The sequence below is a fragment of the Pseudomonas citronellolis genome (assembly GCF_029335315.1).
Taxonomy (GTDB): domain Bacteria; phylum Pseudomonadota; class Gammaproteobacteria; order Pseudomonadales; family Pseudomonadaceae; genus Pseudomonas; species Pseudomonas citronellolis_A.
In genome coordinates this window covers 1-24,275 of record NZ_JARJLT010000100.1, presented here as the reverse complement: position 1 = coordinate 24,275, position 24,275 = coordinate 1, and the positions used below count along the sequence as shown (strand labels likewise).

Here is a 24,275-nt window from a genome sequence, read left to right as displayed (position 1 = left end):
CGGGAAAATTGAAAGCCACCTATCGATCCCGTCGTCGCCGGGTCGCGCCCAGCTTCTATAGTTGATGCACACCCGACCACAGGAGGCCGCCATGGATACCACCCCGCACACCTTCGCCGAGCTGTTCAAGCAACTGGGCCTGCCCAACGAACGCCAGGACATCGACGCCTTCCTCGCCGGGCACCGCCTGGAGGCCGACCAGGCGCTGGCCGACGCGCCCTTCTGGAACGAGGCCCAGGCCACCTTCCTGCGCGAGGCCCTGGACGACGACTCGGACTGGGCCGAGGAAGTCGACGAACTGGCCGCGCGCCTGTCGCACTGAGCTACTTCAGGTAGGAACGCAGCACGCCCATCACCTGGTCGAGGTCGTCCGAGCGTTGCTGCGGCGTACGCTCCTCGGCCGCCAGGTGCTCGCGCAGGTGCCCTTCGAGCACCTCGGCCATCAACCCATTGACCGCGCCACGGATGGCGGCGATCTGCTGCAGCACCGCCGCGCAGTCGCCGTCCTCCTTCTCCAGGGCGCGCTCCAGGGCCTCGCTCTGCCCCTTGATACGGCGGATGCGGGTCAGCAGCTTGCGCTTGTCGCGGATGGTGTGGGCCATGCTCTAACTCCCTGAAAGTATACTGGGGTATAGTATATTCATGCTTCTCAGGGACATTTTCGCATGTACGACGCCACACCGGATCAATCGCACCACCACGACTTCAACGAAAGCAACCCGCTCGCCGAGCGCAACACCCTGCGCGCGGTGGTCCTCACCGCGCTGATGATGGTGCTGGAGATCGCCGGCGGCTGGTACTTCAACTCCATGGCCCTGCTCGCCGACGGCTGGCACATGAGCTCCCACGCCCTGGCCCTGGGCCTGGCCTTCTTCGCCTACGTCGCGGCGCGGCGCCTGAAGGGCGACCGGCGCTTCGCCTTCGGCACCTGGAAGATCGAGGTGCTGGCCAGCTACAGCAGCGCCCTGCTGCTGATCGGCGTGGCGGCGCTGATGCTGTTCGAATCGGTGGCGCGGCTGATCGACCCCTCGCCCATCCACTACACCCAGGCCATCGCCATCGCCGCGCTCGGCCTGTTGGTGAACCTCGCCTGCGCCTGGCTGCTGCGCGGCCACCACGGCCATGACCATCCCCCTCATGACCATGGACACGATCACCACCACCACCACGGGCACGGGCACGGGCACGGGCACGGGCACGGGCATGACCTGAACCTGCGCGCCGCCTACCTGCACGTGCTGGCCGACGCCGCCACCTCGGTGCTGGCGATAGCCGCGCTGCTCGGCGGCATGTTCTGGGGCGCGGCCTGGCTCGACCCGCTGATGGGCATCGTCGGCGCCGCGCTGGTGGCGATCTGGGCGCGCAACCTGCTGCGCCAGAGCGGCCGCGTGCTGCTCGACGCCGAGATGGACGCACCGGTGCTGGAGGAAATCCGCCAGGCCATCGCCGCCGGCCCCTACCCGGCGCGGATCACCGACCTGCACCTGTGGCGCGTGGGCAAGGACAAGTTCGCCTGCATCCTCAGCCTGAGTACCGCCAGCGCGGCGCGCCCGGACGACTTCAAGGCGCTGCTCGGGGTGCACGAGGAACTGGCCCACGTGACCGTCGAGGTGAACCCGGCCTGAACCGCCGGGTGGCCTTTGACGCCGGCGGCGGCCTGCGGCCTAATGCACGCCCCCGACCGCCGTCCGCGCCCCATGTCCGAGAAGCCGTTTTCCGCCGCCCAGCACCGCGCCAGTACCCTGCACCTGCCGGCCGGCCCCTGGGCGACCGTGCTCGACTGCCTGTGCGCGCGCTTCCCGGCGATCCCCCGCGAGACCTGGCTGCAACGCCTGGCCCGGGGCCGCGTGCTGGACGCCGAGGGCAACCCGCTGGACGCCGCCACGCCGCACCGCGAAGGGCTGCGGGTGCACTACTTCCGCGAAGTCGAGGCGGAAACGCCGATCCCCTTCGAGGAAAGCATCCTCCACGTCGACGAACACCTGGTGGTGGCCGACAAGCCGCACTTCCTGCCGGTGACGCCATCCGGCCAGTACGTCGAGCAGACCCTGCTGGCGCGCCTGGCCAAGCGCCTGGACAACCCGCTGCTGGTGCCGCTGCACCGCATCGACCGGCCCACCGCCGGGCTGGTGCTGTTCTCCGCCAACCCGGACAGCCGCGCCGCCTACCAGGCGCTGTTCCGCGAACGGCGCATGCACAAGCGCTACGAGGCCATCGCCCCGCCGCTGCCGCAACTGGAGTTCCCCCATGTGCGGCGCAGCCGGATGGTGGATGGCGAGCCCTTCATCGTGATGCGCGAGGCCGAGGGCGCGGTCAACAGCGAGACCCGCATCGACGTGCTGGAGCGCGGCGAACACTGGTGGCGCTACGCGCTCTACCCGGTGAGCGGCAAGCGCCACCAGCTGCGCGTGCACATGGCCGCGCTGGGCGCCGGGCTGCGCAACGATCCGCTTTATCCACAGCTGCTGCCGGAAGACCAGCGCCGCAGCGACGACTACACGCGGCCGCTGCAGTTGCTGGCCCGGCACCTGGCCTTCGACGACCCGCTCAGTGGCGTGCGCCGCGAATTCGAGAGCCAATTGCGCCTGGACTGGTAAGCCGGCGCTTCATCGATTCCATCAATAATCAAAAGCAGAAACATCCATTTCCGCTGATGGCCCCGCGCGCGGTTTCATATGCCCGTCCCAGAGAGAAACCGACGGAACGCAAGGAGCCCGCCATGAGCTATACCGCACATTCCTTTTCAGCCCTGGTCAACGCCCTGCGCGCCGCCGGGGTCACCCGCCCGGAACAGATGGCCCGCCAACCCTTCCGCAATGCGCAGGGGTACTGGTCGGCAGTGACCCGGTCATGAACGCCCGCGCGCTGATGCAGTCGCCGCTCGCCGAAGACGGCTCGCTGCTCTTCTACCTGCTGGCGGTGGCCTGGCTGCTGTGCTCGGGAGTTTGACTCCACTCCTACGATGAACCGCGAGGCACTGGGGTCGCGGGAATGACGGGATGGAAGGATGGTGCTGAACCTCCCGGCAACGCCGAACGGCCCCCTCTCCCTTCAGGGAGAGGGCTGGGGAGAGGGTTACGGTGCCAAACCCGTACACCGCAACCGCCGGCACGTCCGTTCGCGAGCAAGCTCGCTCCTACAGAGTGCGCTACCGATGCTTCGCGGACGAAGTCCGCTCCTACGCAGAGCCGCCACTGGCGCGGAAACGACAAAGGGCAGCCAAGGCTGCCCTTTTCACGTCAACCGCCCGGCCTATTTCTTCAGGCAGGTGCTCATGAAGGTCTTGCGCTCGTCGCCCTTCAGCGACTTGGCCGCCGCGTCGGCGTTGCAGGTTTTCATTTTCTCCTGCTGCGGGGTCAGTTTCTTCGCCGCGTCGGCGCTGCCGCCGGCCTTCAGGCAGGTGCTCATGAATGCCTTGCGCTCGTCGCCCTTGAGGGTCTTGGCGGTGGCGTCGGCGTTGCAGGTCTTCATCTTGTCCTGTTGCGCGGTGTTGGCGGCGAAGCCCTGCACCGAGAACAGCAGGGCGCACAGCAGCAGGGGAAGGCGGAGCTTGATCATGGAGCGGTCTCCTTGAATGTTGATCGCTTCCTGAGCGTAGCCTGCTGTTACATTTGTGCGAATCGGACGCCCTCTGAAATTCCCGCGCCCCGCAGGCGCCTGCCGGCGTTTATAATCGGCGCTGCTATGCTTTGCAGGCATATCCCCTTCCATCAGCCACAACGCCATCAGGAAAACAGGTGACGAAAGACGAGCTGCGCGCCGAACTGGAGCGCCAGGAACAGCGTTACAAGGACGTCTACGGCGGCGAGGTGACCCTCTACGCCGCCCAACCCGAGCCCGACAAGAAGCCCTGGCGCAAGCGCCCCACCGTGCAGGACAAGGCTTTCGATCGCGAGCTGGAGAAGATGCAAAGCGAGCTGGAGAAGGCCCAGCGGCAAGACGCCGCAGACACCCCCTGAGCCCCGCGAGCCTTCGCGCAGCCCCCTTGGCTCGCGCGAAACGTCTTGCGGATCAAGGGGTTGAGAAGGCCGCTGGGGGTGGCCAAAAAGTATCAAGGCGTTGCCACCTCCACGCCAGCGCCCATGAACCGGGCGTCGCCGGATTTCGAGAAAGCCGTCAGCTTTCGGACGACTTTCCGTCGCTTCTGGCATAATCGCCGCCCCGTCACCGACCGGTCACAGAAATTTCATGTTCGATCTCTTCAGCGGACTCGATCCCTGGGTAGGCGTCAGCCTGATACTGGCCCTGGGTTTCGTCCTGGCCTTCGAGTTCATCAACGGCTTCCACGACACCGCCAACGCCGTGGCCACGGTGATCTACACCAAGGCCATGTCGCCGTATCGCGCGGTGATCCTCTCCGGCATCTTCAACTTCCTCGGTGTGCTGCTCGGTGGCGTCGGCGTGGCCTATGCCATCGTCCACCTGCTGCCGGTTGAGCTGCTGATCAACGTCAACAGCGGCCATGGCCTGGCCATGGTGTTCTCGCTGCTGGCCGCGGCCATCGCCTGGAACCTGGGCACCTGGTACTTCGGCATCCCCGCCTCCAGCTCGCACACCCTGATCGGCTCGATCCTCGGCGTCGGCCTGGCCAACGCGCTGATCACCGGCGTGCCGCTGGCCGACGGGGTGAACTGGCAGAAGGCGATCGACATCGGGATGTCGCTGATCTTCTCGCCGTTCGCCGGCTTCATCATCGCCGCCCTGGTGCTGATCGGCCTGAAGAAGCTGTACCCGCTGTCGAAGATGCACAAGACCCCGGAAACCCGCCGCGAAGTCGACGAGAAGAAGCATCCGCCGTTCTGGAACCGCCTGGTGCTGGTGCTCTCGGCCATGACCGTGAGCTTCGTGCACGGCTCCAACGACGGCCAGAAAGGTATCGGCCTGATCATGCTGGTGCTGATCGGCATCGTCCCGGCGAAGTTCGTCCTCGACCTGAACAGCACCACCTACCAGATCGAGCGCACCCGCGACGCGGCCGTGCACCTGGGCCAGTTCTACCAGCGCCACACCGACGTGCTCGGCGAGATGCTCGCCCTGGGCAAGGCCGACACCGGCGAGATGCCCGAGCTGTACCGCTGCGAGCCGAAGCAGACCGAGGCCACCCTCAAGGGCCTGCTGAGCGATATCCAGAGCGTCTCCAGCTACACCGAGCTGTCCCCGGACAGCCGCGTGCAGGTGCGCCGCTACCTGCTGTGCCTGGACGACACCGCGAAGAAGGTCGGCAAGCTCGACACCCTGCCGGCCCGCGAGAAGGCCGACCTGGAGAAGCTGCGCAAGGACCTGACCAGTACTACCGAATACGCGCCCTTCTGGGTGATCATCGCGGTGGCCCTGGCCCTCGGCGTCGGTACCATGGTCGGCTGGAAGCGCGTGGTGCTCACCGTCGGCGAGAAGATCGGCAAGCAGGGCATGTCCTACGCCCAGGGCATCAGCGCCCAGCTCACCGCCACCGCGGCGATCGGCATGGCCAACCTGTACAGCCTGCCGGTGTCCACCACCCACGTGCTGTCCTCCGGCGTCGCCGGCACCATGGTCGCCAACCGCAGCGGCCTGCAGAGCGGCACCGTGCGCAACATCCTGCTGGCCTGGGTGCTCACCCTGCCCGCCTCCATGGGCCTGGCCGCCGGCCTGTTCTGGCTGGCCTCGCGCTTCTACTGACAGCCGGAAAGCGCCCGTCACAACGCCTGCCTCGTGCAGGCGTTGTGCGTTTCAGGCCTCGCGCAGCAGCGGCAGGCGGATGATGAAGCGGGCGCCCTCGGCGAAGTTGTCCACAGCCAGGCTGCCCCCCATGTTGCGGATCAGGTCGAAGCTCACCGACAGGCCCAGGCCGGTGCCCTTGCCGATCGGCTTGGTGGTGAAGAAGGGTTCGAAGATCCGCTCCAGCAGCGCCGGCTCGATGCCGCCGGCGTTGTCGCGCACGTGCAGCTCCACCCAACCCGGCTCGGCGCAGGCCTGCTGGCTGATGCCGATCCAGCGCGCGCCTTGCTCGCGCGCCAGCAGCGCGTCGCGGGCGTTGGCCAGCAGGTTGATCAGCACCTGTTCGAGCTGGTCGGCGAAGCCGTTGACCTTGCAGCGCTGCGCCGGTGCCGACAGCTCCACGCTGACGCCCTGCTGGGTCAGGCTCTCGCCGAGCAATTGCAGCGCCTCCTCGCAGGCGTGGAAGGGGTCGAACGGCGCCATGTCCAGCTCCGAGCGGCGGCTGAACACGCCCATGTGGCCGATCACCCGGGTCAGCCGGTCGACCTGGGCGTCGACGCGGTCCAGCTTCTCGCGCAGGTAATCCGGGTCGGCCAGGCGCTGGCGGGCATTGAACACCGACATGCGCATCACGTGCAGCGGCTGTTTCATCTCGTGGGCCATGCCGCTGACCATCTCGCCCAGGCTGGCCATCTTGGCGCCCTGGGCCAGTTGTTGCTGGGCGCGGCGCACCGCCGTGTCGTCGCGGCCCACCGCCTGCACTTCACGGGGCCGGCCCTGGTCGTCGCGCAGCAGACGGTCGCTCCACACCAGCCAGCGGTATTGCTGGCCGGGCAGGCTGAAGCGCAGCTCCCAGCTTTCCTCGGCGGCGCCTTCGCCCAGCAGGCGTGCGCGCAGGGCGCTGCAATCGCGCTCGCCGAGCCACTGGTCCAGGCGCCTGCCGAGCAGCGCCTCCACCGGCTCGCCGAGCAGTTCGGCGAAGGTGCGGTTGACGAAGGTCAGCTGCAGGTCGGCCGAGTAGCGGCAGATCAGCGCCGGCGAATCCTCCACCAGCGCGCGGTAGCGTTCTTCGCTGGCGGCGATGCGCAGCGCCGCCTGGTGCCGCTCGGTGACGTCCAGCCACAAGCCCACGGCCTCGCGCGGCATGCCCTGGGCGTCGCGCAGCAGCTTGGCCTCGTCGTACAGCCAGTGCCATTCGCCGGCGCTGTCGCGCAGGCGATACTCGGCCTGCACGCGACCTTCGCGCAGCAGGCTGCGGCCGCGTTCGAGGAACACGTCCAGGTCCTCCGGGTGGACCCTCTCGGCCAGGGCCTGCCAGCTGCGCGCCTGGATATCCAGGCCAAGCAGGTTGCCGGCGCTCTCGCTGAAGAACTCGGGAATCAGGTGGCCGTCCTCGACGCGCTGCACGTAGATCACCACGGGCGCGCTGTCGATCAGGCTGCGCAGCCGCGCGTGGGCTTCCAGGGCGTCGCGCTCCTGCTGCTTGCCCTCGCTGATGTCCAACAGCACGCCGTCCACCAGGCCGGCGCCGTCGCGCCGCTGCTGGCGCCCGCTCAGGCGCAGCCAGCCGCCGCCGCGCAGGCGCAGGTCCTGGCGCAGGTTGGCGGCGGGCGCCAGGCTGCGCAGGCGCAGCGCCAGCTCGTCGGCGTCGGCCGGGTGCAGGCGTTGCAGCAGGTCGTCCAGGGCCAGCTCGCGGGTCGCCTCGTCCAGCGCCAGGCAGCGCGCCGCCGCCGGCGACAGCTCCATCCGCGCGGTATCGCGGCGCAGGCGCCACCAGCCGCCGCCGACCATTTCCTGCAATTGATCGAGCTTGCGCGCGTCGTCGCGCAGGCTGTGCAGCTGGGTGCGTTCGAGCACCTGGTTGGCCAGTTGCTCGGCGAGAAACGCCCAGTCCACCTGTGGCGGCCAGGCCGGCGCGCCTTCCGCCGGCTCGGCGAGCAGGCCGGCCAGCTGGCCGCCTCGGGTGGGCGCGGGAATCAGGTACAGGCGTCCGCAACACAGCGCCTCGAGTAGCCCCGAGCGGCCGCTATCGCGAACCAGCAGTTGCGCGCCGGTCGCCGCCCGCAACTCGTCGGCCGGCAAGCTCAGGCCTTCGCGCAGCAGGCTGTCGGTACCGGCGCGCACGTAGGCGGCGTAGACCCCAGCCTGGCCGCTCGGGCGACCCAGCAGCAGTGCCATGGACTGCATCTGGAAAGCGCTGGCGAAGGCTTCCAGCACTTCGCTCACGGCCTCCGGCAGGTGGCTGGTGCGGGCGTGGCGCAGGCGGTGGCTGAGCAGCTTGCTCAAACTCAAGCACTGCAGCTTGTGCTGCTGGTTGTCGCTCTGCCAGTTGAGGTCGGAGATATCGCTGCCCACCAGCAGGCAGCCCTGCTCGGCCTGGGGCAACGCCTGGAAGCGGCACACCAGCGGCAGCTCGCCGAGGCTGCGCAGGGCCAGGTCGAGACGCTCGCCGTGGCGCAGCCCGGCGAGGTTGCCGGCGAGCGAGGTACGCCGCTCCAGGTACTCGCCCAGCCCACCGGGCTGGGTCTGCTGCGGACGCTGCAGGCGGTGCGCCTGGCGCCCGCCGACGCGCAGCACGCGGTCGCTGCCGTCCAGTTCCAGGCAGATGTCCCAGTGCCCGCAGAACAGGCTCCAGGCGTCGCCGCGCTCGGCGTCCAGGGTGGACGGCGCGGTGCCGAAGGCCTGGCCGTCGTCGCCCTGCCCGCCCGTGAGATTGCGGATGAAGTCGAACATGCGGCGGTCCTACAACAGGAGACTGGCCTGGCCCTGCAGCACGTCGGGCAGGCGCGGCACCGCGCCAATGCCCGGCAGGGTCAGGACCGGAACGATGGGCGCCTTGCCGGCGGGGTAGCGAACGCAGACGGTGATGCGAGTGTGGCTGCCCTCGGCGACCGGCGTGGCCATGTAGTCGCTGCCGGTGCAGCCGGTATACCAGGCGCTCGGCATCCAGCTCAGGCGATCGCGCACCGCCTGGCCGACCACGGTTTGCGCCGCCGCCTGGTAGGCCGCCGGTTGCAGTGAGGGATTGACCGACACAGCGACCCGCGCCCCGGCCGCCGCCGCGTCGTTGAACGACTGCAGCATCAGCATGGGTATGCAGTAGGCCAGCAGGCCGTAGAACACGGCGAAAAACAGGATGAACACCGCCGCGAACTCGATCGCGATCGCCCCGCCCTGGCGCCTTCCCAATCCCGCTTCGCCCATGCCCGCCACTCCTGTGAAGAACGGGAACCTTCGCCAACCCTGATGGCCTTCGCCGCCCGGCAGAAAGTTGTGAGTCTTGTTTGCCCTGGCAAACTTCGCCGGCTGTTGTTCAATACTAGTTGCCTGATGAAAGTCGGCATCCTGGCTCAAGGTATTAATTCCATTTGGCGATACAAGGATGCATCCGAGATCATGTGGGAAACCCTGGCTGTGATCTTCTGGCTGGCGCTGTGCGCCTGGCAGGACCTGCGTCGCCGGCGGGTGGACAATCTGCTGACCCTGGGCGCCTGCGGCATCGCCCTGGCCTGGCTGCCGCTCACCGGCCACAGCCTGCTCGGCCATGGCCTTGGCGCGGCGCTGGTGGCTGGCCTGCTGGGGCTGGCGCTGACCCTGCCGGGCTACCTGCTCGGCAAGCTCGGCGCCGCCGACGCCAAGCTGGCGCCGGCGCTGGGCCTGGCCAGCGAGCCGTTCACCCTGCTCTACAGCCTGGCGCTGGCCTGCCTGGTCACGGTAGTGCTGATGCTCGCCGCGCGTCCGCTGGCCGCAACGCCAGGCCTGCCGCCAGGGTTGGCCCGGCAATTGAGCGCGCTGGCGCCGCAGCGGGGCAAATCCTTTCCCTTCCTCTTCGCACTGTTCGTCGGGTTTCTGCTGCAACTGCTGTTCATCAGTAATCCAACCGGCTGACTTGCCGATACTCAGACCAAGGGACTATATGTTTTGAGCTAATACCTGGCGTCATGGATATCGAAGGATTGAGCGCCAGTGAGATTCACTCCCATTGCAACCAATAAGTATTAAAGGGAAACGCTAGGAGCGTGCCGTGATGGACAAGACAGCGCATCGCCGTTTCAGTGTGCTGGTCATCGATGATGAGCCCGATGTGACCAGTGAACTTTGCGAACTGTTGGAGAACCAGGGCTACCGCTGCTTCGCCAGCAGCGACCGGGAAGGCGCCGTGCGACAGTTCCGCGCCGAACCGGGCATCGGCCTGGTCATCTGCGACCTGGGCCTGGGCCGCGACAGCGGCATCCGGGTGGTCGAAGCGCTCAAGGAGGCGGCCGGTGCCGGGCGCCTGTTCGAGACGGTGATCCTCACCGGGCAGAAGGGCAGCCAGGAAGTGATAGACGCGATGCGCGTCGGCGCCGCCGACTACTACCAGAAACCGGTCGCCCCGCAGGAACTGCTGCAAGGCCTGGAACGCCTGGAAACCCGCCTGTACGAACATACCCGCAGCCAGCTCAGCCTGAACCAGGTGAACCAGCGCCTGGAATACCTGGCCGAATCGCTGAACTCGATCTCCCGCGATATCCACAAGATCAAGTACGAAGTCCACGGCGGCGCCCAGGGCAGCCCCGCGCTCAAGCCCGACTGCGAGGAAGCCGTGGCCAGCCCGGCGCCGGAAGGCGGCCAGGCCGCCCCGGCGACCATCAACAACCCGCTGTTCGGCAAGCTCTCGCCGCGCCAGCAGGCGGTGGCCCGGCTGGTCAGCAAGGGCCTGACCAACTACCAGATCGCCTACGAGCTGGGCATCACCGAGAACACCGTGAAGCTCTACGTATCCCAGGTGCTGCGGCTGATGCACATGCACAACCGCACCCAGCTGGCGCTGGCCCTGTCACCCAGCGCCAGCCAGGGCAGCCACGCCGTGCACTGAACCGGGCGCGGCTGGCGGCCGCGCCCTCCCCCTGTCTAGATCAGCAACTCCGCACCGGCGCTCTGCAGGTCGATGATGCGTACGTCGAGGATGCCGGTCTGGATGCCGAGCAGTTGCAGCAAGGGGTCGATCAACACCGAGGCCAGGGCGCCGAGCACGTTGCTCAACGCGGTTGTCAGGATCGCCTCGAGATTGGCCACCGAACTGACCACCGAACTGAGCAATGAGTTGACCACGCTGCTCAAGCCGCAGGTCAGCCAGGAAACCAGCGGCAGGTTGCACAGCAGCCCCCCCAGCGACACATCCACCTTGAGGTTCTTTCCCAGGCTGGCCACGCCGGCCGCCAGCGACGTCCCCAGCGGACTCTGGGCCGTCTGCACGTCACTGGGCAACTTGCCGATGTCGAAGCTCAGTGGCTGCTCGCCTGGCGCGGCGATGTTCATCGACGCCGGGCTGGAGGTCACGGTCGCATTGGCCAGGTAATTGCCGCCAATGCCAATGACCCCTGCAGTCACATTGAGTCCCAGGCTGGCGATGCCGGGCGCCGCCGCCACGCCGACCGTGGCGTCCTGCCCGGGCCCGGCGCACTGGATGCTGGCGAGGGCGGCGGAGCCCTGGAAGGCGGTGAGGCTGAGCACGATGTGGGCGTTGACCAGGTTGAGGTTGAGCAGGTTGGAGTCGGCCGTCAGCACGAGGTTGACCTGGGCGTTGCGCGCCACGGTCCGCCAGTTGCCGCTGCCGTCCTTGCCGGGATAACCGATGGCGATGGTCGGCGGGCTGATGACCGTCAGCTGGATGGTCGCGGTGGTGCCGGCGATACCGACGGTCAAGCCGGGAATGCTCACCGCATGGTTCTTGTTCGCGACCATCGCGGTGGCCATCAGCAGGTCGCCCAGGTTCACGTCGGCGCCCAGGGCCGCGTCACGGGCCGAGTCCGGTGCGATGACCGACAGGATCTGGCCCAAGCTCAGCTGCGCCGTGGGCACCTTGATCGTCGCCAGCGCGGTGCGCAGCAGCGACGCGTCGACCCCGGCGACCTGGGAGGCGTCCGCGGCGTTGACCATGGCGTTGATCAGTTGGGCCACGCTGACGTTGGCCCCGAGCAGGCTGTCCACCGAGCCCAGGTTGAGGCTGACGCCGGCGGCCTGCAGCTGCTGGCCCAGGGACAACAGGCTGATATTGGCGCCAGCCAGTCCTTCGTAGGTCGCGACGCTCAGGGACAGGTTGGTTCCCAGCAGGGCCCCGAGCAACGGATTGAGCAAGGGCGAATTGGCGGTGTTCACCCTGGCCAGCCCCGCCCCCGCCGACAGCCCCGCCATCGCCGCGCGCCGCGCCACCGCCTGGGCCGTGAGGGTTACCCGGGTCGGTGTCTTGGCGCCGAACACCGCGGCGGCATTGAGGATGATGCTGGAGGCGACACTGCGCGTGACCACGACCTTGACCGAGTCGTTCCAGGTGGTATTGCCGGCGCTGAACAGCCGCAGCTGGCCGCTGCCGTCGAAACCGACATCGCCCAGCGCCGCGCTCAGCGTGCCGTCGCTGGGAAAGCCGTTGCGCTGCGCGCTGGCGCGCGCCAGGGCCAGCAGGGCGGCGCTGCTCTGGGTGCCGCACATGCCGCTCTGGGTCGCCGTTTCCAGCGCCGCCATGTCCGCCACGCGCTGCAGCTTGCGCTGCTCCAGGTAGAGGCGTCCGGTGTCCACCACCAGCACCAGGCAGATCAGCCCCAGCAACAGGGTGACCGCCGCCATGATGCCGATGGCGCCACGCTGACGAGTGCCGAACATGGCTCAACTCCTTGACGCCGGGCGTCACTTCTTGCCGGTGTTGAAGTCCTGGTAGTTGTCCAGCAGGTATTCCGGAATCGGGTGGGTGTAGCTGTTCAGGTAGCGCTGGTAGGCGCGCTCGCGTTCCGCCGGGGTGGCGCTCTGGCGGTTCGCCGAGGCCACCTGGCCGCTGCGTTGCAACTGCAGCCAGTTGTCCACCTCCCACTGGTCGTAGGCGCTGGTGCCCGGCTGCGGTCGCGGCGCTTCGGCGGCCGGCAGGTACAACGGCGCGGCCAGCAGCAGGCCGCCGAGGATCATCCCTTTCATGCTCGCTCTCCCGGCCCCCTTGGGCTGCGTCAATGCGCCTTGACCAGCAGCGCGGCGTCGCGCACCTCGGCCGCCGCGTTGTCCTCCGCCGGCAACGGCTGCGCCGGCCCCGCCTCGACCTGCACCACGCCCTCCGCCGCCACCGGCTGCGTCGGCGCGCCGGGCTTCAGCGCGTCGGCGCGCTGGTGGGCCTGGCGCACCTGTTCGTCGGACAGCTGCGCCTTGTCGATCAGCGCCGCCGCCTGGCTGTTCTCGCCTTCGAGGAACAAGAGGCTGAGCAGGTTGGTCGCCGGCAGCTTGCCGCCGTCGCCCAGTTCGACGGCGGTGAGAAATTCGAAGCGCGCGCCTTCGTTGTCGCCCTTGCGCAGCAGGACCACACCCAGGTCGTTGCGGATCATGCTGTCGGTGGGTTGCAGCCGCGCGGCCTCGCGCAGCTCGCGCTCGGCCTCGGCCACCTGGCCCTCGCGCAGGGCGATCTGGCCCAGGCCATGGTGCGCCTCGCCGGCCTTGCAGGTGTCCAGCAGGCCGATATACAGCGCCTTGGCCTGCGGACTGCCGATGCGGCGCAGGGCTATGGCCTTGCTCTCGCGTACTTCCAGCAGCTGCGGCGGCATGGTCTCCAGGTGCGCCAGCGCCGCGTGCAGGCGCCCGTCCTTGAGCATGTCGCGCGCCACGTCCAGTTGCAGCGTCTGCGCCTGGCTGAGGTCGCCGTCGCAGCGCTGGCCGACCATCGGCGCGCCGCCCGGCAGGTTGGCGCAGCCGCCCAGGGCCAGGGCGCAAAGGCCCAGCGCGAACAGTGTTCTCATCGAATTCCCCCCAGTGCCTTGGTGATGGCCATGAAGCCGGGCCCGGCGAGAATGATCAGCAGCGCCGGGAACAGCAGCGCGATCATCACCAGGCTCATCTTGGCCGAAAGCTTGCCGATCTTTTCCTGCAGCGAGGTCAGGCGCCGGTCCTCGAAGAGTTCCTTGAGGGTCATCAGCGAAGCCCGCGCGCTGCCGCCCTGGCGCAGCATCTGGCGCAGCACGCCGCAGCAGTCGGTCAGTTCGCTCACCTGCATGCGCCGGCTCAGTTGCTCCAGTTCCTCGGCCAGGTCCAGGCCGCTGTCGGCGTGGCCGAGCGCCAGGCCCAGCTCTTCGGCCAGCACCGGCACTATGCCGCGCCCCTCCAACTGGACCACGCGCAGGGCCTGCTCGACGGTGAGGCCGGCGTCGAACAGGATGCGGATCAACTGGATGAACACGATGGTCTCTTCGGCCAGCTTGCGGCTGCGCTTGCCCGCCAGGTGCGCGAGTACGCGCTTGGGCAGCAGGAAACCGATGCCGCCGGCGAACACCAATGGCAACACCAGGCCATCCGGGCTGCGCCCATTGATCACGCCGAACAGCACCACCAGCAGGCACAGCAGCAGCGGCGTGGCCACTTGCAGGGTCTGGTACAGGCTACGCGGCAGGTTGCCGCTCCAGCCGGCGCGGGTGAGCAACTGACGCACTTCGTTGTCGCGCAGGTGCAGGCGCCGCCCCAGACCGCTGCCGCTCAGGCGCTCCAGGGTGCGGCTGCTCCAGCGCCCAAGGTCCTGGGCGCCCGTTCCGCCGCCCAGGCGCTGTTCGATCAGGCGTTGCTCGCGGTTCGCCGCGCGGCTCTGGGAAACAGCCAGGGCGATGGCGGCCACCGCCAGCAGCAGGGCCAACGCCACGTACCAGGATGCGCCCATCTCGCTCCCTCCCTATACGCTCTTGAGCATCCGCCAGAGCGTGAAGCAGCCCAGCAGCTGCAGGCCCAGCGACGTGAGCAGCATCATGCGCCCCGCGTGGTCGTTCCACATCGACGCGAGATAGCCGGGGTTGGTCGCCAGGATGTAGCCACCCAGCGCCGCCGGCAGCACCGCCAGCACCAGCGCGCTGAAGCGGGTCTCGCCGGTCATGGCGCGCAACTGGCGGCTGATCTTCTCGCGCTCGTGGATGACCTTGATGATGTTGTCCAGCAGGTCGGTGGTGTTGCCGCCGTAGCGGTAGTTGACCGCCACCCCCAAGGCCAGGATGTGCAGTTCCTCGACGTCGTACAGCTCGGCGATTTCCTGCAACGCCTCGGGGAGGCTGATGCCCAGCTGCACATGGTTGCTGGCCTGGGCGAAGATCGAGCGCAGGGGGTCGTCGGCAGCGTTCACCGCCTGCTCGATGGCGTCGCCCAGGGTGCGCCCGGCGTGCAGGCTGCGCACGATCTGGTCGAGGAAGCGTGGCATCTGCTGAATCATCCGTTGTAGCCGGCGGCGGTAAAGCACGCCGAGCAGACCGCCGCACAGCAGCAGTGCCAACGCGCCAGCCAGCACCGCCCCGGGCACGCCAGCGAGGTGCGCCCCCAGCATGGTCAGCACGGCCACCGCCGTCACCGCCCCCAGCAGCCATGGCTGCATGTTGACGATCCCGGCGCGCCGCATGCGTCGCGCCAGCCAGTGCTGGCTGCGCTGGCGCACCGGCGTCGCCCCTGAAGGGACCAGGCCCGGATCGAGGCGCCGCACCACCAGTTCGTTGTGCCGCGCGCGCACGCTCAGGCCCGCCAGCATGCAGGCCAGGCCGACCAGCACCAGGCTGGCGACGATCAGCAGCGTGGCACCGGCGCTCATGCCGGCACCTGGCGGAACTTCAACCCGGACGGCGCGCCGGTGCGCACGAACTGCCCGGTGCCACGCCGGTCGAGGGTGAACAGCGAGTTGGTCACGTAGATGCCATCGCGTACCTCCAGCACCTCCAGCACCTCGCTGATGCAGCGCCGGCCGTTGGCCTGGCGGGTGATCTGCACCACCACGTCGAGCGCCGCGCAGATCATCTGGCGCAGGGTGGTCTCGGGGATCTTGTGGCCGGTCAGGCCGACCAGCATCTCCATGCGCAGCAGCGAATCCAGCGCGGTGTTCGCGTGCACGGTGCTCATCGAGCCGTCGTGGCCGGTGTTCATCGCCTGCAGCACGTCGAGCACTTCGACGCCACGGATCTCACCGAGGATGATGCGGTCCGGGCGCATGCGCAGGGCGTTGCGGATCAGGTCGCGGGCGGTCACTTCGCCGTGGCCCTCGGCGTTCGGCGGGCGGGTTTCCAGGCGCACCACGTGGTCGTGGCCCAACTGCAGTTCGGCGGTGTCCTCGATGGTGACGATGCGCTCGCGCTCGTCGATGAAGCCGCTGAGGACGTTGAGCAGGGTGGTCTTGCCGGTACCGGTGCCGCCGCTGATGAGGATGTTGCAGCGGTTGCCCACGGCCTGGCGGAGGAAGCCCAGCAGCGCCTCGTCGACGCTCTGGTAGGCCAGCAGGTCGGCGCTCTGCAGCAGTTCCTTGCTGAACTTGCGGATGGAGATGCACGGGCCGTCGAGGGCCACCGGCGGGATGATCGCGTTGACCCGGCTGCCGTCGGGCAGGCGCGCGTCGACCATCGGGCTGGACTCGTCCAGGCGCCGCCCGAGCGGCGCGAGGATGCGCTGGATGACCCGCTGCACATGGTGGTCGTCGATGAAGCGCAGGTCGCTCTGGTACAGCCGGCCCTGGTGCTCGACGAACACCCGGTCGGGACCGTTGACCAGGATTTCGCTGATGCCCGGGTCGCGCAGCAGGATTTCCAGCGGGCCGAAGCCGGTCAGCTCGTCGACCACTTCCTCGGCCAGGCGGTCCAGCTCGTAGCGGGAAATCGCCAGCTGGCGCCGCGCGGCGTATTCGCAGACCTTCTCGGAGACGTACTGGGCCACCGCCGGGCGCGCGCCCTCCAGCAGGTTCATGCCGTCTTCGTCGATCTCGTCGATGATGTAGCGATGCAGGCGCATCTTCAGCGCCTGCATCTCCTGCTCGTGCTTGTTGGCGAAACCGCCGACGCCGCCGTAGCTCATGTGCGCACCGCCTTGGCCCGGCCGAACCAGGGGAAGCGCCGACGCTGTTCACCGGGCAGCGCGCCGAGCTCCTCGGCCATGGCCCGCAGCTTCACCGACAGCGGGTCGCGCGGGGCGATCTCGAACAGGCTGCGGCCGAGGTTCTTCGAGCGCAGCCGCGCCTCCGCCGAGGCCGGCAACACGCCGAAGGTCTCCAGGCCGAACATCCGGCACAGCGCCTGCTCGTCCGGCGGCACCGCCGGCAGGTAACGCTCCACCAGCAGTTCGATGCGCGGCAGCGCCTGGCTGCGTTCGCGCAGGCGGCGCAGGCGCTCCAGGCCTTTCTTGCACGACGGCACGCTCTGGTCGACCAGCCAGAGGATGCGGTTGGCCTGTTGCAACAACTGGCTGCTGAGCTCGCCTTCGGGCACCCCGGTGAGGTTGATCAGCACGTGGCTGAAGGCGCTGCGCAGGTTGCCCAGCAGCAGGTACAGCTCAGCGGTGGTCAGGCGCTCCAGCACCCCCGGCTCGTCCGACAGGCTGAGCACGCGCAGCCCGGATTCGTGGCGGGTGAAGGCGCTGTCGATCAGGGTCTGGTCGAGGCGGCGCAGGTTGCGCATGGCGTCGGCGAAGCTGAAGGCCGACTCCATGCCGAGGATCGCCAGGGCCTCGCCGCTGGGCTGGCCGATGTCCACCAGCAGCACCTGGTGCTCCGCCTGGGTCTGCAGGGCCATGGCCAGGTGCAGGGCGACGAAGGCGCCGTCGGCGTCCGGCCGCGCGCTGACCAGGGTCAGCAGCTCGCCCTGGCGCGCCGCGCTCACCGGCACGCTCGGCAGGCGCCCGCCGAGGCGCCGGACCAACCCGCTGAGCTCACTGGCGCGGGCGCCGTAGGTGATGAAGTCGCGGGCGCCGGCGCGCATCGCCGCCAGCACCAGCTGGTTGTCCAGGCCGTCGCCGATGGCCACCACCGAGAGCATCGGCCGCGCCGAAACCAGGCCCTCGACCAGGGCGCTGTGCACCACCAGGTTGGCCTTGTTCAGGCTGATGAAGAGCACCCCGGCGCCGGTCACGTCGAGCAGTGCCAGCAGCTCCTCCAGGGTGCCGCTGCCGGCGGAGATCACCTGGCCGTTGCTGGCCAGGCTGCTCTGCAGCCACTCCAGTTCGCCCGGGTGCTGGGTCAAGGCGACGAACGTCTGGCTCATGCTGGCGCTCCTGTTCTGTGCGGTCGACGCGCGGCCCGCGGGCCGGATCAGCAGGTCGCCGGCCATCACTCGGACATCCCGCTGGAGGAGCCACGGCCATCGAACTTGCCGTTCTCCAGGAAATAGAACTCGCCGAAACCGGGGTCGTAGTTGCGCAGGCCTTCGCCGGGCATCTTCGGCAGGCTGGCGTTGGCCGCCAGCGGCTGGACCAGGTGCGGGGTGACCACCATGAGCAGCTCGCGGTCGTCCTTGCTCAGTTGCGAGGAACGGAAGAACGCGCCTATCACCGGCAGGTTGCCCAGGCCGGGGAACTTGTCGACGTTGCTCACCGTGTTGCTGCTGGTCAGCCCGCTGATCACGAAGCTTTCGCCGTCGGCGAGGATCACGCTGGTATCGGTGCGCCGCACATTGAGCGCGGGCACCGAGATGCCGGCGGTCTGGATGCCGGCGGAGAAGTCCAGCTCGCTGACTTCCGGCGCCACCTTCAGGGCGATGCGCCCGGTCGACATCACCGTCGGCGTCAGGGTCAGGCGCACGCCGTACTCCTTGTACTCGATGGTGATGTTGTTGTTATCGCCGTTGGGCACCGGGATCGGGAACTCGCCGCCGGCCAGGAAGGACGCGCTCTGCCCGCTGGTGGCGACCAGGCTGGGGCGCGCCAGGGTGTAGGCGAAGCCGCTGCCTTCGAGCATGTTGAGGAAGCCCAGGACCTTGCTGCTGCCGCCGCCCCAGATGATGTTGAAACCGCTGCTGCCGGTGCCGAAGTTACCGCTGACGCCGCCGTCCTGGCCAACGCTGATGCCGTTGAGGCTGCCCGGCGAGCCGAACACGAAGAGGTTGGAGCCCTTGCGCACCAGCGAGGTGCTGGCCTGCTTGAGCTTGCTGCGGCTGACCTCGACGAAGCGGATGTCGGTTTGCACCTGGCTGGTCAGGCCGGCGGCGCTCGCATCACTGGCCGCAGCGACGTCACCGATGGCGCGCCCGGCGACCTGCACACGGGCGCGCAACGGGTCGCCCGGGCAACCGGTCCAGACCAGCAGGCTGGTTTCGCCCTGGGCCTTGCCGGTGACCAGGAAGCTGCGCTTGTCGAGCAATTGCACGTCGGCCACCTGTGGATCACCGATGGCCAGCCGCCTGATCGGCAGCGGCAGCTGCTGGTCGCGCTGGCCGCCCTGCTCCAACGCCAGCACCAGCTTCTGCAGGGCCAGGCCTTCGCAGGCGCTGGGCACCGCCTGGGCGGCCCCCACCGCCGAACACAGCAACGCGCCCGCCAGGCAGGCGCCAAGGCGGCGCCGGGAAATCCCCGACCGCAATCCCCGAATCATGTCGCTACTCCCTAGCTCAAGGCGCTTCGTGGGTGACTGTGCTGCCGCGGTAGACCACTACCCCGGCGCCGACGGCCGGCCCCACCTGGCGGCGGCTGGCCGGCTGGGCGGCGGCAGCTGCCGGCGCGCGGCGGCCAAGCAACTGGTCGAGGCTGATCGCCTCGCTGCCCGACGCATCGAGCGAGGCGCGCAGGTAATGGCCCTGCTGTTCTTTCTCGTAGAGGTTCTCGTCCTTGCTGCGTATCGCCAGGCGCAGCGAGCCGGCCTGGCTGGCCAGCATCAGGCGCGCGGTGGCGTCCGCCGGCACCGCCAGCACCGCGGTGCGCGCGACCTTGCGCTCACCGTCCTTGGCCTTGTCGTCGCGTGCCTGGCCATCCTGGGCCACCGCGATCTGCTCGCCATAGGTGAGTACGCGTACCCCCGGCAGCACCACCTGGGCGCTGAGATTGCGCTCCATGCCCTGCTGGTCGGCGACATACAGCATCACGTCGACATAGTCGCCGGGCAGGACGAAGCCGCCACCGCCGACCACATCGTCCACGGCGATGGCCATGGCCCGCTCGTCCGGACGGATGGTCCGCGCCAGTGGGCCGCCAGGTTCGAGCACGGCGCCGGAAAGGATGCTGCCGGCCGGCACCGCCAGCCAGACACGTTGCCCGAGCAGGCTGTCGAGCTTGGCGAAACTGCCTGCCGGCGGCGTCTGCAGGTACTCCAGGCGCAGGTCGTCCTTGCCCAGCACGGCCAGCGCCGGCAGGTCGCGGGTGACGACAACAACGGGGGTGCGCTGCAACTTGTCGACCTGGGCGGGCAGCTCGACAGCCGATGGTTGCGCACTGACCACCGGCGCCTGGGGCTTGCCGATGGACAGCCCCAGGTAACCCACCACCACCGCTCCCACCAGCAGAAGCCCGGCGAAAACCATCAGCACCTTGCTATTCATGGCTACTTCCTTGCACTACTTCGGGAGGACAGGAGTCGCTTGGATGAACCGGGCTTATTCAATGCAATGCCGAGTTCGAGCAATTACTGCTTGTTCTTCTCGGCGGTCGGAAACTAACGTTTAAGAACGATTCCCGATAATAAGAAATTGCTTGTTACGACTGAGAATTTAGCCGCCCATCCTCTGCCGTCAAATGCAATAGTGGCGCTTTGCCAAACACCTTGCCGACTATATCCCCGGTATTAATCAGAAGGTCTTAATGCCATTTGACCGCTTGCTTTCGCGCCCGGCCTGCCTAGCCTGAAGACGTGTTCGGGGCATCCGCCCTGGAAGTTGGACGTGCAAGGAGCCGCGGCCATGAACATCAAAGACCTCTCGTTGAATCTCTACTGCAAGTGCAAGGCTTTCGCCCAGGATGAAGAGGCCGCGACCGCCATCGAGTACGCGGTTATCGCCGGACTTATCATTGTTGCGCTGGTTGGCACACTGACCGGTCTCAAAACCCAACTGGCAGCAACTTTTACTGCAATTACCACTGCGCTCACAGGTACCGGTTCTGGCAACTGATCAATAACCATCAGGATGCAGCACGTTGCCCTGTCCACTATTCCAGAGCACTCCCATGCCCTCACCAGAGCATGGGAGTTTTCGTTTGCGCGAAAAATCTGACGCCATTTTGCCATCACCACGCTAAAGTCCCGTAGGAAACGGCCGATAAGCCCTGCCCACTCCGCTGTTCCCGCAGGATGCTTTCCCCATGCTTCGCTCGTTGTCCTTCGCCAAGAAGATCCTTCTGGCGGCCTCCCTCGTGGTGACCTTCGCCTTCGCCTGCTTCATCTTCTTCAACGACTTCCGCCAGAGCCGCGCCATCCAGGAGGACACCGAGACCTCGCTGCGGCAGATCGGCGCCCTCACCGCCAGCAACATCCAGAGCTGGCTGGAAGGCCGCATCCACCTGGTGGAAATGGAGGCCGCGCAACTGGCCGACGGCGAGCCCACCGCGGAACGCGTCCAGCACGTGCTGGAACAGCGGGTGCTGCAGCAGAACTTCGAGTCGGTGTACCTGGGCGACGCCGCCAGCGGCGTGTTCACCATGCGCCCCTACGCGCCCATGCCCGACGGCTACGACCCGCGCCAGCGCGGCTGGTACAAGGACGCCGTGGCCGCCGGCCGGCTGATCGTCACCGAGCCGTTCCTCGACGCCGGCACCAAGGAGCAGATCCTCGCCATGTCCATGCCGGTCATGCGCAACGGCCAGCTGGTCGGCGTGGCCGCCGGCGACATGAAGCTGGAAACCATCACCGCCATCATCAACTCGCTGAAGTTCGACGGCGACGGCTACGCCTTCCTGGTCAGCGACGCCGGCAAGATCCTCCTGCACCCGGACGCCGACAAGGTCTTCAAGACGCTCGCCGAGGTCTACCCGCACGGCGCGCCGCAAGTGCGCGCCGGGGTCCAGGAAGTGGAAGTGGACGGTAAAACCCAGCTGGTCTCGATGACCCGCATCGAGGGCCTGCCCGGGGTCAACTGGTACGTCGCCCTGGTGCTCGACAAGAGCGCCGCCTTCGCCATGCTCAGCGACTTCCGCACCTCGGCCATCATCGCCACCCTGGTGGCCATAGTTGCGATCATCTTCCTGCTCGGCATGCTGATCCGCGTGCTGATGCAACCGCTCACCGCCATGGGCCGCGCCATGCAGGACATCGCCCAGGGCGAAGGCGACCTGACCAAACGCCTGGTGGTGCACAGCCGCGACGAATTCGGCGTGCTGGCCGACGCCTTCAACCGCTTCGTCGAGCGGATCCACCAGTCGATCCGCGAAGTCGCCGGCACCGCGCGCCAGCTGCATGACGTGTCGCAGCTGGTGGTCAACGCCTCCAACTCGTCGATGGCCAACTCCGACGAGCAGTCGACCCGCACCAACAGCGTGGCCGCGGCGATCAACGAGCTGGGCGCCGCCGCCCAGGAGATCGCCCGCAACGCCGCCGACGCCTCGCACCACGCCAGCGACGCCAGCCAGCAGGCCGGCGACGGTCGTCAGGTCGTGGAGCAGAGCATCAGCGCGATGAACCTGCTGTCGGAGAAGATCAGCTACGCCAGCACCCACATCGAGTCGCTGAACAGCCGCACGGTGAACATCGGGCAGATCCTCGAAGTCATCAAGGGCATCTCCGAGCAGACCAACCTGCTCGCCCTCAACGCCGCCATCGAAGCGGCCCGCGCCGGGGAAGCCGGCCGTGGCTTCGCCGTGGTCGCCGACGAAGTGCGCAACCTCGCGCACCGCGCCCAGGAATCGGCGCAGCAGATCCAGGGCATGATCGAGGAACTGCAGGTTGGCGCCCGCGAGGCGGTGAACACCATGGGCGAAAGCCAGCGCTACAGCCTGGAAAGCGTGGAGATCGCCAACCGCGCCGGCCAGCGCCTGGCCAGCGTGACCGGGCGGATCAGCGAGATCGACGCGATGAACCAGTCAGTGGCCACCGCCACCGAAGAGCAGACCGCCGTGGTCGACTCGCTGAACATGGACATCACCGAGATCAACACCCTCAACCAGGAAGGCGTGGAGAACCTGCAGGCCACCCTGCGCGCCTGCGCCGACCTGGAGAACCAGGCCGGCCGCCTGCGCCAGTTGGTGGACAGTTTCCGCATCTGACCCAGCAACCACCCACGAAAAAGGCGCCCAAGGGCGCCTTTTTCGTATGTTCGCGAGCAAGCTCGCTCCTACGCAAAGCGTTCGTATCGCCTGTAGGAGCGCGCTTGCTCGCGAAGGTCTTCCTCTGCACTTCAGGCCCTACCTACGACCGTTCGTCCGCCTCGCTAAAGCTTCTGACAGAAAATGCCGACTTTTAGTCTGGATGCCCCGTTCTGCGGGCGCTCCAGCCCCGGGCAAGGGCTGCTCGGCACAGGACTGCCACCAGGCCGCACGCCATCCGCGTGACGCGCCGACAACCGCCGCCTACCCCGCGCGCGGCCGACCATAACGGAACTCGGACCCATCGCCGAACCCCGTCACCCACTGGCCTCCTCCTGGATGCAAAACAAGATGATGAAAAACCTGAAGTTCAGCCACAAGATACTGCTGGCCGCTTCCCTGGTGGTTTTCGCCGCGTTCGCCCTCTTCACCCTGTACAACGACTCGCTGCAGCGCAACGCCATCCGCGCCGACCTGGAGTCCTACCTGCAGGAAATGGGCGAGGTGACCGCCAACAACATCCAGAACTGGCTCAGCGGCCGCCTGCTGCTGGTCGAGATGACCGCGCAGAACATCAGCCATGACAGCTCGCCGGCCGCCCTCGGCGCCCTGCTGGAACAGAAGGCGCTGACCTCGACCTTCAACTTCACCTACCTGGGCCAGGCCGACGGCGTCTTCACCATGCGCCCGAACGACAAGATGCCCGACGGCTACGACCCGCGTACCCGCCCCTGGTACAAGGACGCCCTGAACGCCGGCGGCACCACCCTCACCGAGCCCTACGTCGACGCCGCCACCGGCCAGCTGATCATCACCATCGCCACCCCGTCCCAGGCCAACGGCCAGACCCTCGGCGTGGTCGGCGGCGACCTCAACCTGCAGGCCATCGTGCAGATCATCAACTCGCTGGACTTCAGCGGCATGGGCTACGCCTTCCTGGTCAGCGGCGACGGCAAGGTGCTGGTCGCCCCGGACAAGCAGCAGGTGATGAAGAACCTCAGCGAGATCTACCCGCAGAACACCCCGCGGGTCGGCGCCGGCTTCAGCGAAAGCGAGCTGAACGGCAATACCCGCATCCTCGCCTTCACCCCGGTGAAGGGCCTGCCGTCGGTGAACTGGTACATCGGCCTGTCCATCGACAAGGACAAGGCCTATGCCATGCTCAGCAAGTTCCGCACTACCGCTGTGATTGCCGCGCTGGTGGCGATTGTCGCGATCCTGCTCCTGCTGGGCATGCTGATCCGCGTGCTGATGCAGCCGCTGACCGCCATGGGCCGCGCCATGCAGGACATCGCCCAGGGCGAGGGCGACCTGACCAAGCGCCTGGTGGTGCACAGCCACGATGAATTCGGCGTGCTGGCCAACGCCTTCAACCGCTTCGTCGAGCGTATCCACCAGTCGATCCGCGAAGTCGCCGGCACCGCGCGCCAACTGCATGACGTCTCGCAGCTGGTGGTCAACGCCTCCAACTCGTCGATGGCCAACTCCGACGAGCAGTCCAACCGCACCAACAGCGTGGCCGCGGCGATCAACGAGCTGGGCGCCGCCGCCCAGGAAATCGCCCGCAACGCCGCCGACGCCTCGCACCACGCCAGCGACGCCAGCCACCAGGCCGGCGATGG

Annotated in this window: 24 protein-coding genes; 11 read left to right on the top strand and 13 right to left on the bottom strand. The window is 67.8% G+C overall.

Translation table 11 applies throughout. The annotated features are described in order from the left end of the window. Positions 1–91 precede the first annotated feature (91 nt). On the top strand, positions 92–322 hold the full coding sequence (locus tag P3W75_RS08490) for a DUF2789 domain-containing protein (protein WP_276226925.1): 231 nt from the start codon (positions 92–94) through the stop codon (positions 320–322). A 1-nt stretch (position 323) separates the two neighbouring features. Here the strand turns inward: P3W75_RS08490 and P3W75_RS08485 are convergent, their stop codons facing one another. Continuing rightward, the gene (locus P3W75_RS08485; RefSeq protein ID WP_276226924.1) at positions 324–602 is read right to left on the bottom strand and encodes a metal/formaldehyde-sensitive transcriptional repressor; all 279 of its coding nucleotides are present in this window, start codon (positions 600–602) and stop codon (positions 324–326) included. Positions 603–665: 63 nt separating this feature from the next. On the opposite strand from P3W75_RS08485, the gene dmeF reads away from it, so the two are divergent. The 3 genes from dmeF (at position 666) to P3W75_RS08470 (ending at position 2,854) form a co-directional block, all read left to right on the top strand. Next, a complete protein-coding gene (gene dmeF / locus P3W75_RS08480; RefSeq protein ID WP_276226923.1) occupies positions 666–1,625 on the top strand; it encodes a CDF family Co(II)/Ni(II) efflux transporter DmeF in 960 nt (319 codons plus the stop codon). A 72-nt stretch (positions 1,626–1,697) separates the two neighbouring features. Next, the gene (locus P3W75_RS08475; RefSeq protein WP_276226922.1) at positions 1,698–2,597 is read left to right on the top strand and encodes a pseudouridine synthase; all 900 of its coding nucleotides are present in this window, start codon (positions 1,698–1,700) and stop codon (positions 2,595–2,597) included. Between the two features lie 122 nt (positions 2,598–2,719). Next, positions 2,720–2,854 carry a hypothetical protein gene (locus P3W75_RS08470; RefSeq protein WP_276226921.1) on the top strand — a complete coding sequence of 45 codons (135 nt, stop codon included), beginning with the start codon at positions 2,720–2,722 and terminating at the stop codon, positions 2,852–2,854. Between the two features lie 398 nt (positions 2,855–3,252). Here P3W75_RS08470 and P3W75_RS08465 read toward each other — a convergent pair whose 3' ends face one another. Beyond that, positions 3,253–3,558 carry a PsiF family protein gene (locus P3W75_RS08465; protein ID WP_276226920.1) on the bottom strand — a complete coding sequence of 102 codons (306 nt, stop codon included), beginning with the start codon at positions 3,556–3,558 and terminating at the stop codon, positions 3,253–3,255. Between the two features lie 179 nt (positions 3,559–3,737). Between P3W75_RS08465 and P3W75_RS08460 the strand changes: the two genes are divergently transcribed. Together P3W75_RS08460 and P3W75_RS08455 are read left to right on the top strand one after the other, a co-directional pair. After that, positions 3,738–3,959: a hypothetical protein gene (locus P3W75_RS08460; protein WP_276226919.1), complete on the top strand. Its 222-nt coding sequence runs from the start codon at positions 3,738–3,740 to the stop codon at positions 3,957–3,959. A gap of 229 nt (positions 3,960–4,188) precedes the next feature. Beyond that, entirely contained in the window at positions 4,189–5,658 is a 1,470-nt protein-coding gene (locus tag P3W75_RS08455; RefSeq protein WP_276226918.1) for an inorganic phosphate transporter, read from the top strand. 51 nt (positions 5,659–5,709) lie between these two features. Here P3W75_RS08455 and P3W75_RS08450 read toward each other — a convergent pair whose 3' ends face one another. Then, positions 5,710–8,430, bottom strand: coding sequence for a PAS domain-containing sensor histidine kinase (locus P3W75_RS08450; RefSeq protein WP_276226917.1), 2,721 nt, complete (start codon positions 8,428–8,430; stop codon positions 5,710–5,712). A gap of 9 nt (positions 8,431–8,439) precedes the next feature. Continuing rightward, positions 8,440–9,051, bottom strand: coding sequence for a TadE/TadG family type IV pilus assembly protein (locus P3W75_RS08445; RefSeq protein ID WP_430765351.1), 612 nt, complete (start codon positions 9,049–9,051; stop codon positions 8,440–8,442). A gap of 42 nt (positions 9,052–9,093) precedes the next feature. Here P3W75_RS08445 and P3W75_RS08440 point away from each other — a divergent pair, with 42 nt between their 5' ends. Both P3W75_RS08440 and P3W75_RS08435 read left to right on the top strand, forming a co-directional pair. Beyond that, on the top strand, positions 9,094–9,585 hold the full coding sequence (locus P3W75_RS08440) for an A24 family peptidase (RefSeq protein WP_276226916.1): 492 nt from the start codon (positions 9,094–9,096) through the stop codon (positions 9,583–9,585). A 139-nt stretch (positions 9,586–9,724) separates the two neighbouring features. Further along, positions 9,725–10,555 carry a response regulator transcription factor gene (locus tag P3W75_RS08435; RefSeq protein ID WP_276226915.1) on the top strand — a complete coding sequence of 277 codons (831 nt, stop codon included), beginning with the start codon at positions 9,725–9,727 and terminating at the stop codon, positions 10,553–10,555. A 35-nt stretch (positions 10,556–10,590) separates the two neighbouring features. Here P3W75_RS08435 and P3W75_RS08430 read toward each other — a convergent pair whose 3' ends face one another. From P3W75_RS08430 to cpaB, 9 genes are all read right to left on the bottom strand, one after another. After that, a complete protein-coding gene (locus tag P3W75_RS08430) occupies positions 10,591–12,339 on the bottom strand; it encodes a pilus assembly protein TadG-related protein (RefSeq protein WP_276226914.1) in 1,749 nt (582 codons plus the stop codon). Positions 12,340–12,363: 24 nt separating this feature from the next. After that, positions 12,364–12,645 (bottom strand): DUF3613 domain-containing protein, encoded by a 282-nt coding sequence (locus P3W75_RS08425; protein WP_276226913.1) that lies wholly within the window; start codon positions 12,643–12,645, stop codon positions 12,364–12,366. 29 nt (positions 12,646–12,674) lie between these two features. Continuing rightward, a complete protein-coding gene (locus P3W75_RS08420) occupies positions 12,675–13,451 on the bottom strand; it encodes a tetratricopeptide repeat protein (RefSeq protein ID WP_276226912.1) in 777 nt (258 codons plus the stop codon). Next, positions 13,448–14,359 carry a type II secretion system F family protein gene (locus P3W75_RS08415; protein WP_276226911.1) on the bottom strand — a complete coding sequence of 304 codons (912 nt, stop codon included), beginning with the start codon at positions 14,357–14,359 and terminating at the stop codon, positions 13,448–13,450. Before P3W75_RS08415 ends, P3W75_RS08420 begins: the two co-directional genes overlap by 4 nt. Positions 14,360–14,371: 12 nt before the next feature. Then, positions 14,372–15,268 (bottom strand): type II secretion system F family protein, encoded by an 897-nt coding sequence (locus tag P3W75_RS08410; protein WP_276226910.1) that lies wholly within the window; start codon positions 15,266–15,268, stop codon positions 14,372–14,374. Beyond that, positions 15,265–16,515, bottom strand: a complete 1,251-nt coding sequence (gene tadA / locus P3W75_RS08405; protein WP_276226909.1) for a type 4b pilus Flp biogenesis ATPase TadA — start codon at positions 16,513–16,515, stop codon at positions 15,265–15,267. The genes P3W75_RS08410 and tadA overlap by 4 nt, the downstream gene beginning before the upstream one ends. After that, the gene (gene tadZ, locus P3W75_RS08400; RefSeq protein ID WP_276226908.1) at positions 16,512–17,696 is read right to left on the bottom strand and encodes a type 4b pilus Flp biogenesis protein TadZ; all 1,185 of its coding nucleotides are present in this window, start codon (positions 17,694–17,696) and stop codon (positions 16,512–16,514) included. The genes tadA and tadZ overlap by 4 nt, the downstream gene beginning before the upstream one ends. A gap of 65 nt (positions 17,697–17,761) precedes the next feature. Further along, positions 17,762–19,021 carry a type II and III secretion system protein family protein gene (locus P3W75_RS08395; protein ID WP_276226907.1) on the bottom strand — a complete coding sequence of 420 codons (1,260 nt, stop codon included), beginning with the start codon at positions 19,019–19,021 and terminating at the stop codon, positions 17,762–17,764. 16 nt (positions 19,022–19,037) lie between these two features. Beyond that, positions 19,038–19,961, bottom strand: coding sequence for a Flp pilus assembly protein CpaB (gene cpaB / locus P3W75_RS08390; RefSeq protein WP_276226906.1), 924 nt, complete (start codon positions 19,959–19,961; stop codon positions 19,038–19,040). 363 nt (positions 19,962–20,324) lie between these two features. On the opposite strand from cpaB, the gene P3W75_RS08385 reads away from it, so the two are divergent. From P3W75_RS08385 to P3W75_RS08375, 3 genes are all read left to right on the top strand, one after another. Next, a complete protein-coding gene (locus P3W75_RS08385; protein WP_276226935.1) occupies positions 20,325–20,528 on the top strand; it encodes a Flp family type IVb pilin in 204 nt (67 codons plus the stop codon). A gap of 190 nt (positions 20,529–20,718) precedes the next feature. Next, on the top strand, positions 20,719–22,614 hold the full coding sequence (locus tag P3W75_RS08380) for a methyl-accepting chemotaxis protein (RefSeq protein WP_276226905.1): 1,896 nt from the start codon (positions 20,719–20,721) through the stop codon (positions 22,612–22,614). 390 nt (positions 22,615–23,004) lie between these two features. After that, the coding region (locus P3W75_RS08375) for a methyl-accepting chemotaxis protein (RefSeq protein ID WP_276226904.1) at positions 23,005–24,275 on the top strand (1,271 nt) is incomplete at its 3' end.

Bases quoted from the DNA above. Each gene is read 5' to 3' on its own strand.
- P3W75_RS08490 (WP_276226925.1), top strand. From the start codon at position 92: ATGGATACCACCCCGCACACCTTCGCCGAGCTGTTCAAGCAACTGGGC.
- P3W75_RS08485 (WP_276226924.1), bottom strand. From the start codon at position 602: ATGGCCCACACCATCCGCGACAAGCGCAAGCTGCTGACCCGCATCCGC.
- dmeF (WP_276226923.1), top strand. From the start codon at position 666: ATGTACGACGCCACACCGGATCAATCGCACCACCACGACTTCAACGAA.
- P3W75_RS08475 (WP_276226922.1), top strand. From the start codon at position 1,698: ATGTCCGAGAAGCCGTTTTCCGCCGCCCAGCACCGCGCCAGTACCCTG.
- P3W75_RS08470 (WP_276226921.1), top strand. From the start codon at position 2,720: ATGAGCTATACCGCACATTCCTTTTCAGCCCTGGTCAACGCCCTGCGC.
- P3W75_RS08465 (WP_276226920.1), bottom strand. From the start codon at position 3,558: ATGATCAAGCTCCGCCTTCCCCTGCTGCTGTGCGCCCTGCTGTTCTCG.
- P3W75_RS08455 (WP_276226918.1), top strand. From the start codon at position 4,189: ATGTTCGATCTCTTCAGCGGACTCGATCCCTGGGTAGGCGTCAGCCTG.
- P3W75_RS08450 (WP_276226917.1), bottom strand. From the start codon at position 8,430: ATGTTCGACTTCATCCGCAATCTCACGGGCGGGCAGGGCGACGACGGC.
- P3W75_RS08440 (WP_276226916.1), top strand. From the start codon at position 9,094: ATGTGGGAAACCCTGGCTGTGATCTTCTGGCTGGCGCTGTGCGCCTGG.
- P3W75_RS08435 (WP_276226915.1), top strand. From the start codon at position 9,725: ATGGACAAGACAGCGCATCGCCGTTTCAGTGTGCTGGTCATCGATGAT.
- P3W75_RS08430 (WP_276226914.1), bottom strand. From the start codon at position 12,339: ATGTTCGGCACTCGTCAGCGTGGCGCCATCGGCATCATGGCGGCGGTC.
- P3W75_RS08425 (WP_276226913.1), bottom strand. From the start codon at position 12,645: ATGAAAGGGATGATCCTCGGCGGCCTGCTGCTGGCCGCGCCGTTGTAC.
- P3W75_RS08420 (WP_276226912.1), bottom strand. From the start codon at position 13,451: ATGAGAACACTGTTCGCGCTGGGCCTTTGCGCCCTGGCCCTGGGCGGC.
- P3W75_RS08415 (WP_276226911.1), bottom strand. From the start codon at position 14,359: ATGGGCGCATCCTGGTACGTGGCGTTGGCCCTGCTGCTGGCGGTGGCC.
- P3W75_RS08410 (WP_276226910.1), bottom strand. From the start codon at position 15,268: ATGAGCGCCGGTGCCACGCTGCTGATCGTCGCCAGCCTGGTGCTGGTC.
- tadA (WP_276226909.1), bottom strand. From the start codon at position 16,515: ATGAGCTACGGCGGCGTCGGCGGTTTCGCCAACAAGCACGAGCAGGAG.
- tadZ (WP_276226908.1), bottom strand. From the start codon at position 17,696: ATGAGCCAGACGTTCGTCGCCTTGACCCAGCACCCGGGCGAACTGGAG.
- P3W75_RS08395 (WP_276226907.1), bottom strand. From the start codon at position 19,021: ATGATTCGGGGATTGCGGTCGGGGATTTCCCGGCGCCGCCTTGGCGCC.
- cpaB (WP_276226906.1), bottom strand. From the start codon at position 19,961: ATGAATAGCAAGGTGCTGATGGTTTTCGCCGGGCTTCTGCTGGTGGGA.
- P3W75_RS08380 (WP_276226905.1), top strand. From the start codon at position 20,719: ATGCTTCGCTCGTTGTCCTTCGCCAAGAAGATCCTTCTGGCGGCCTCC.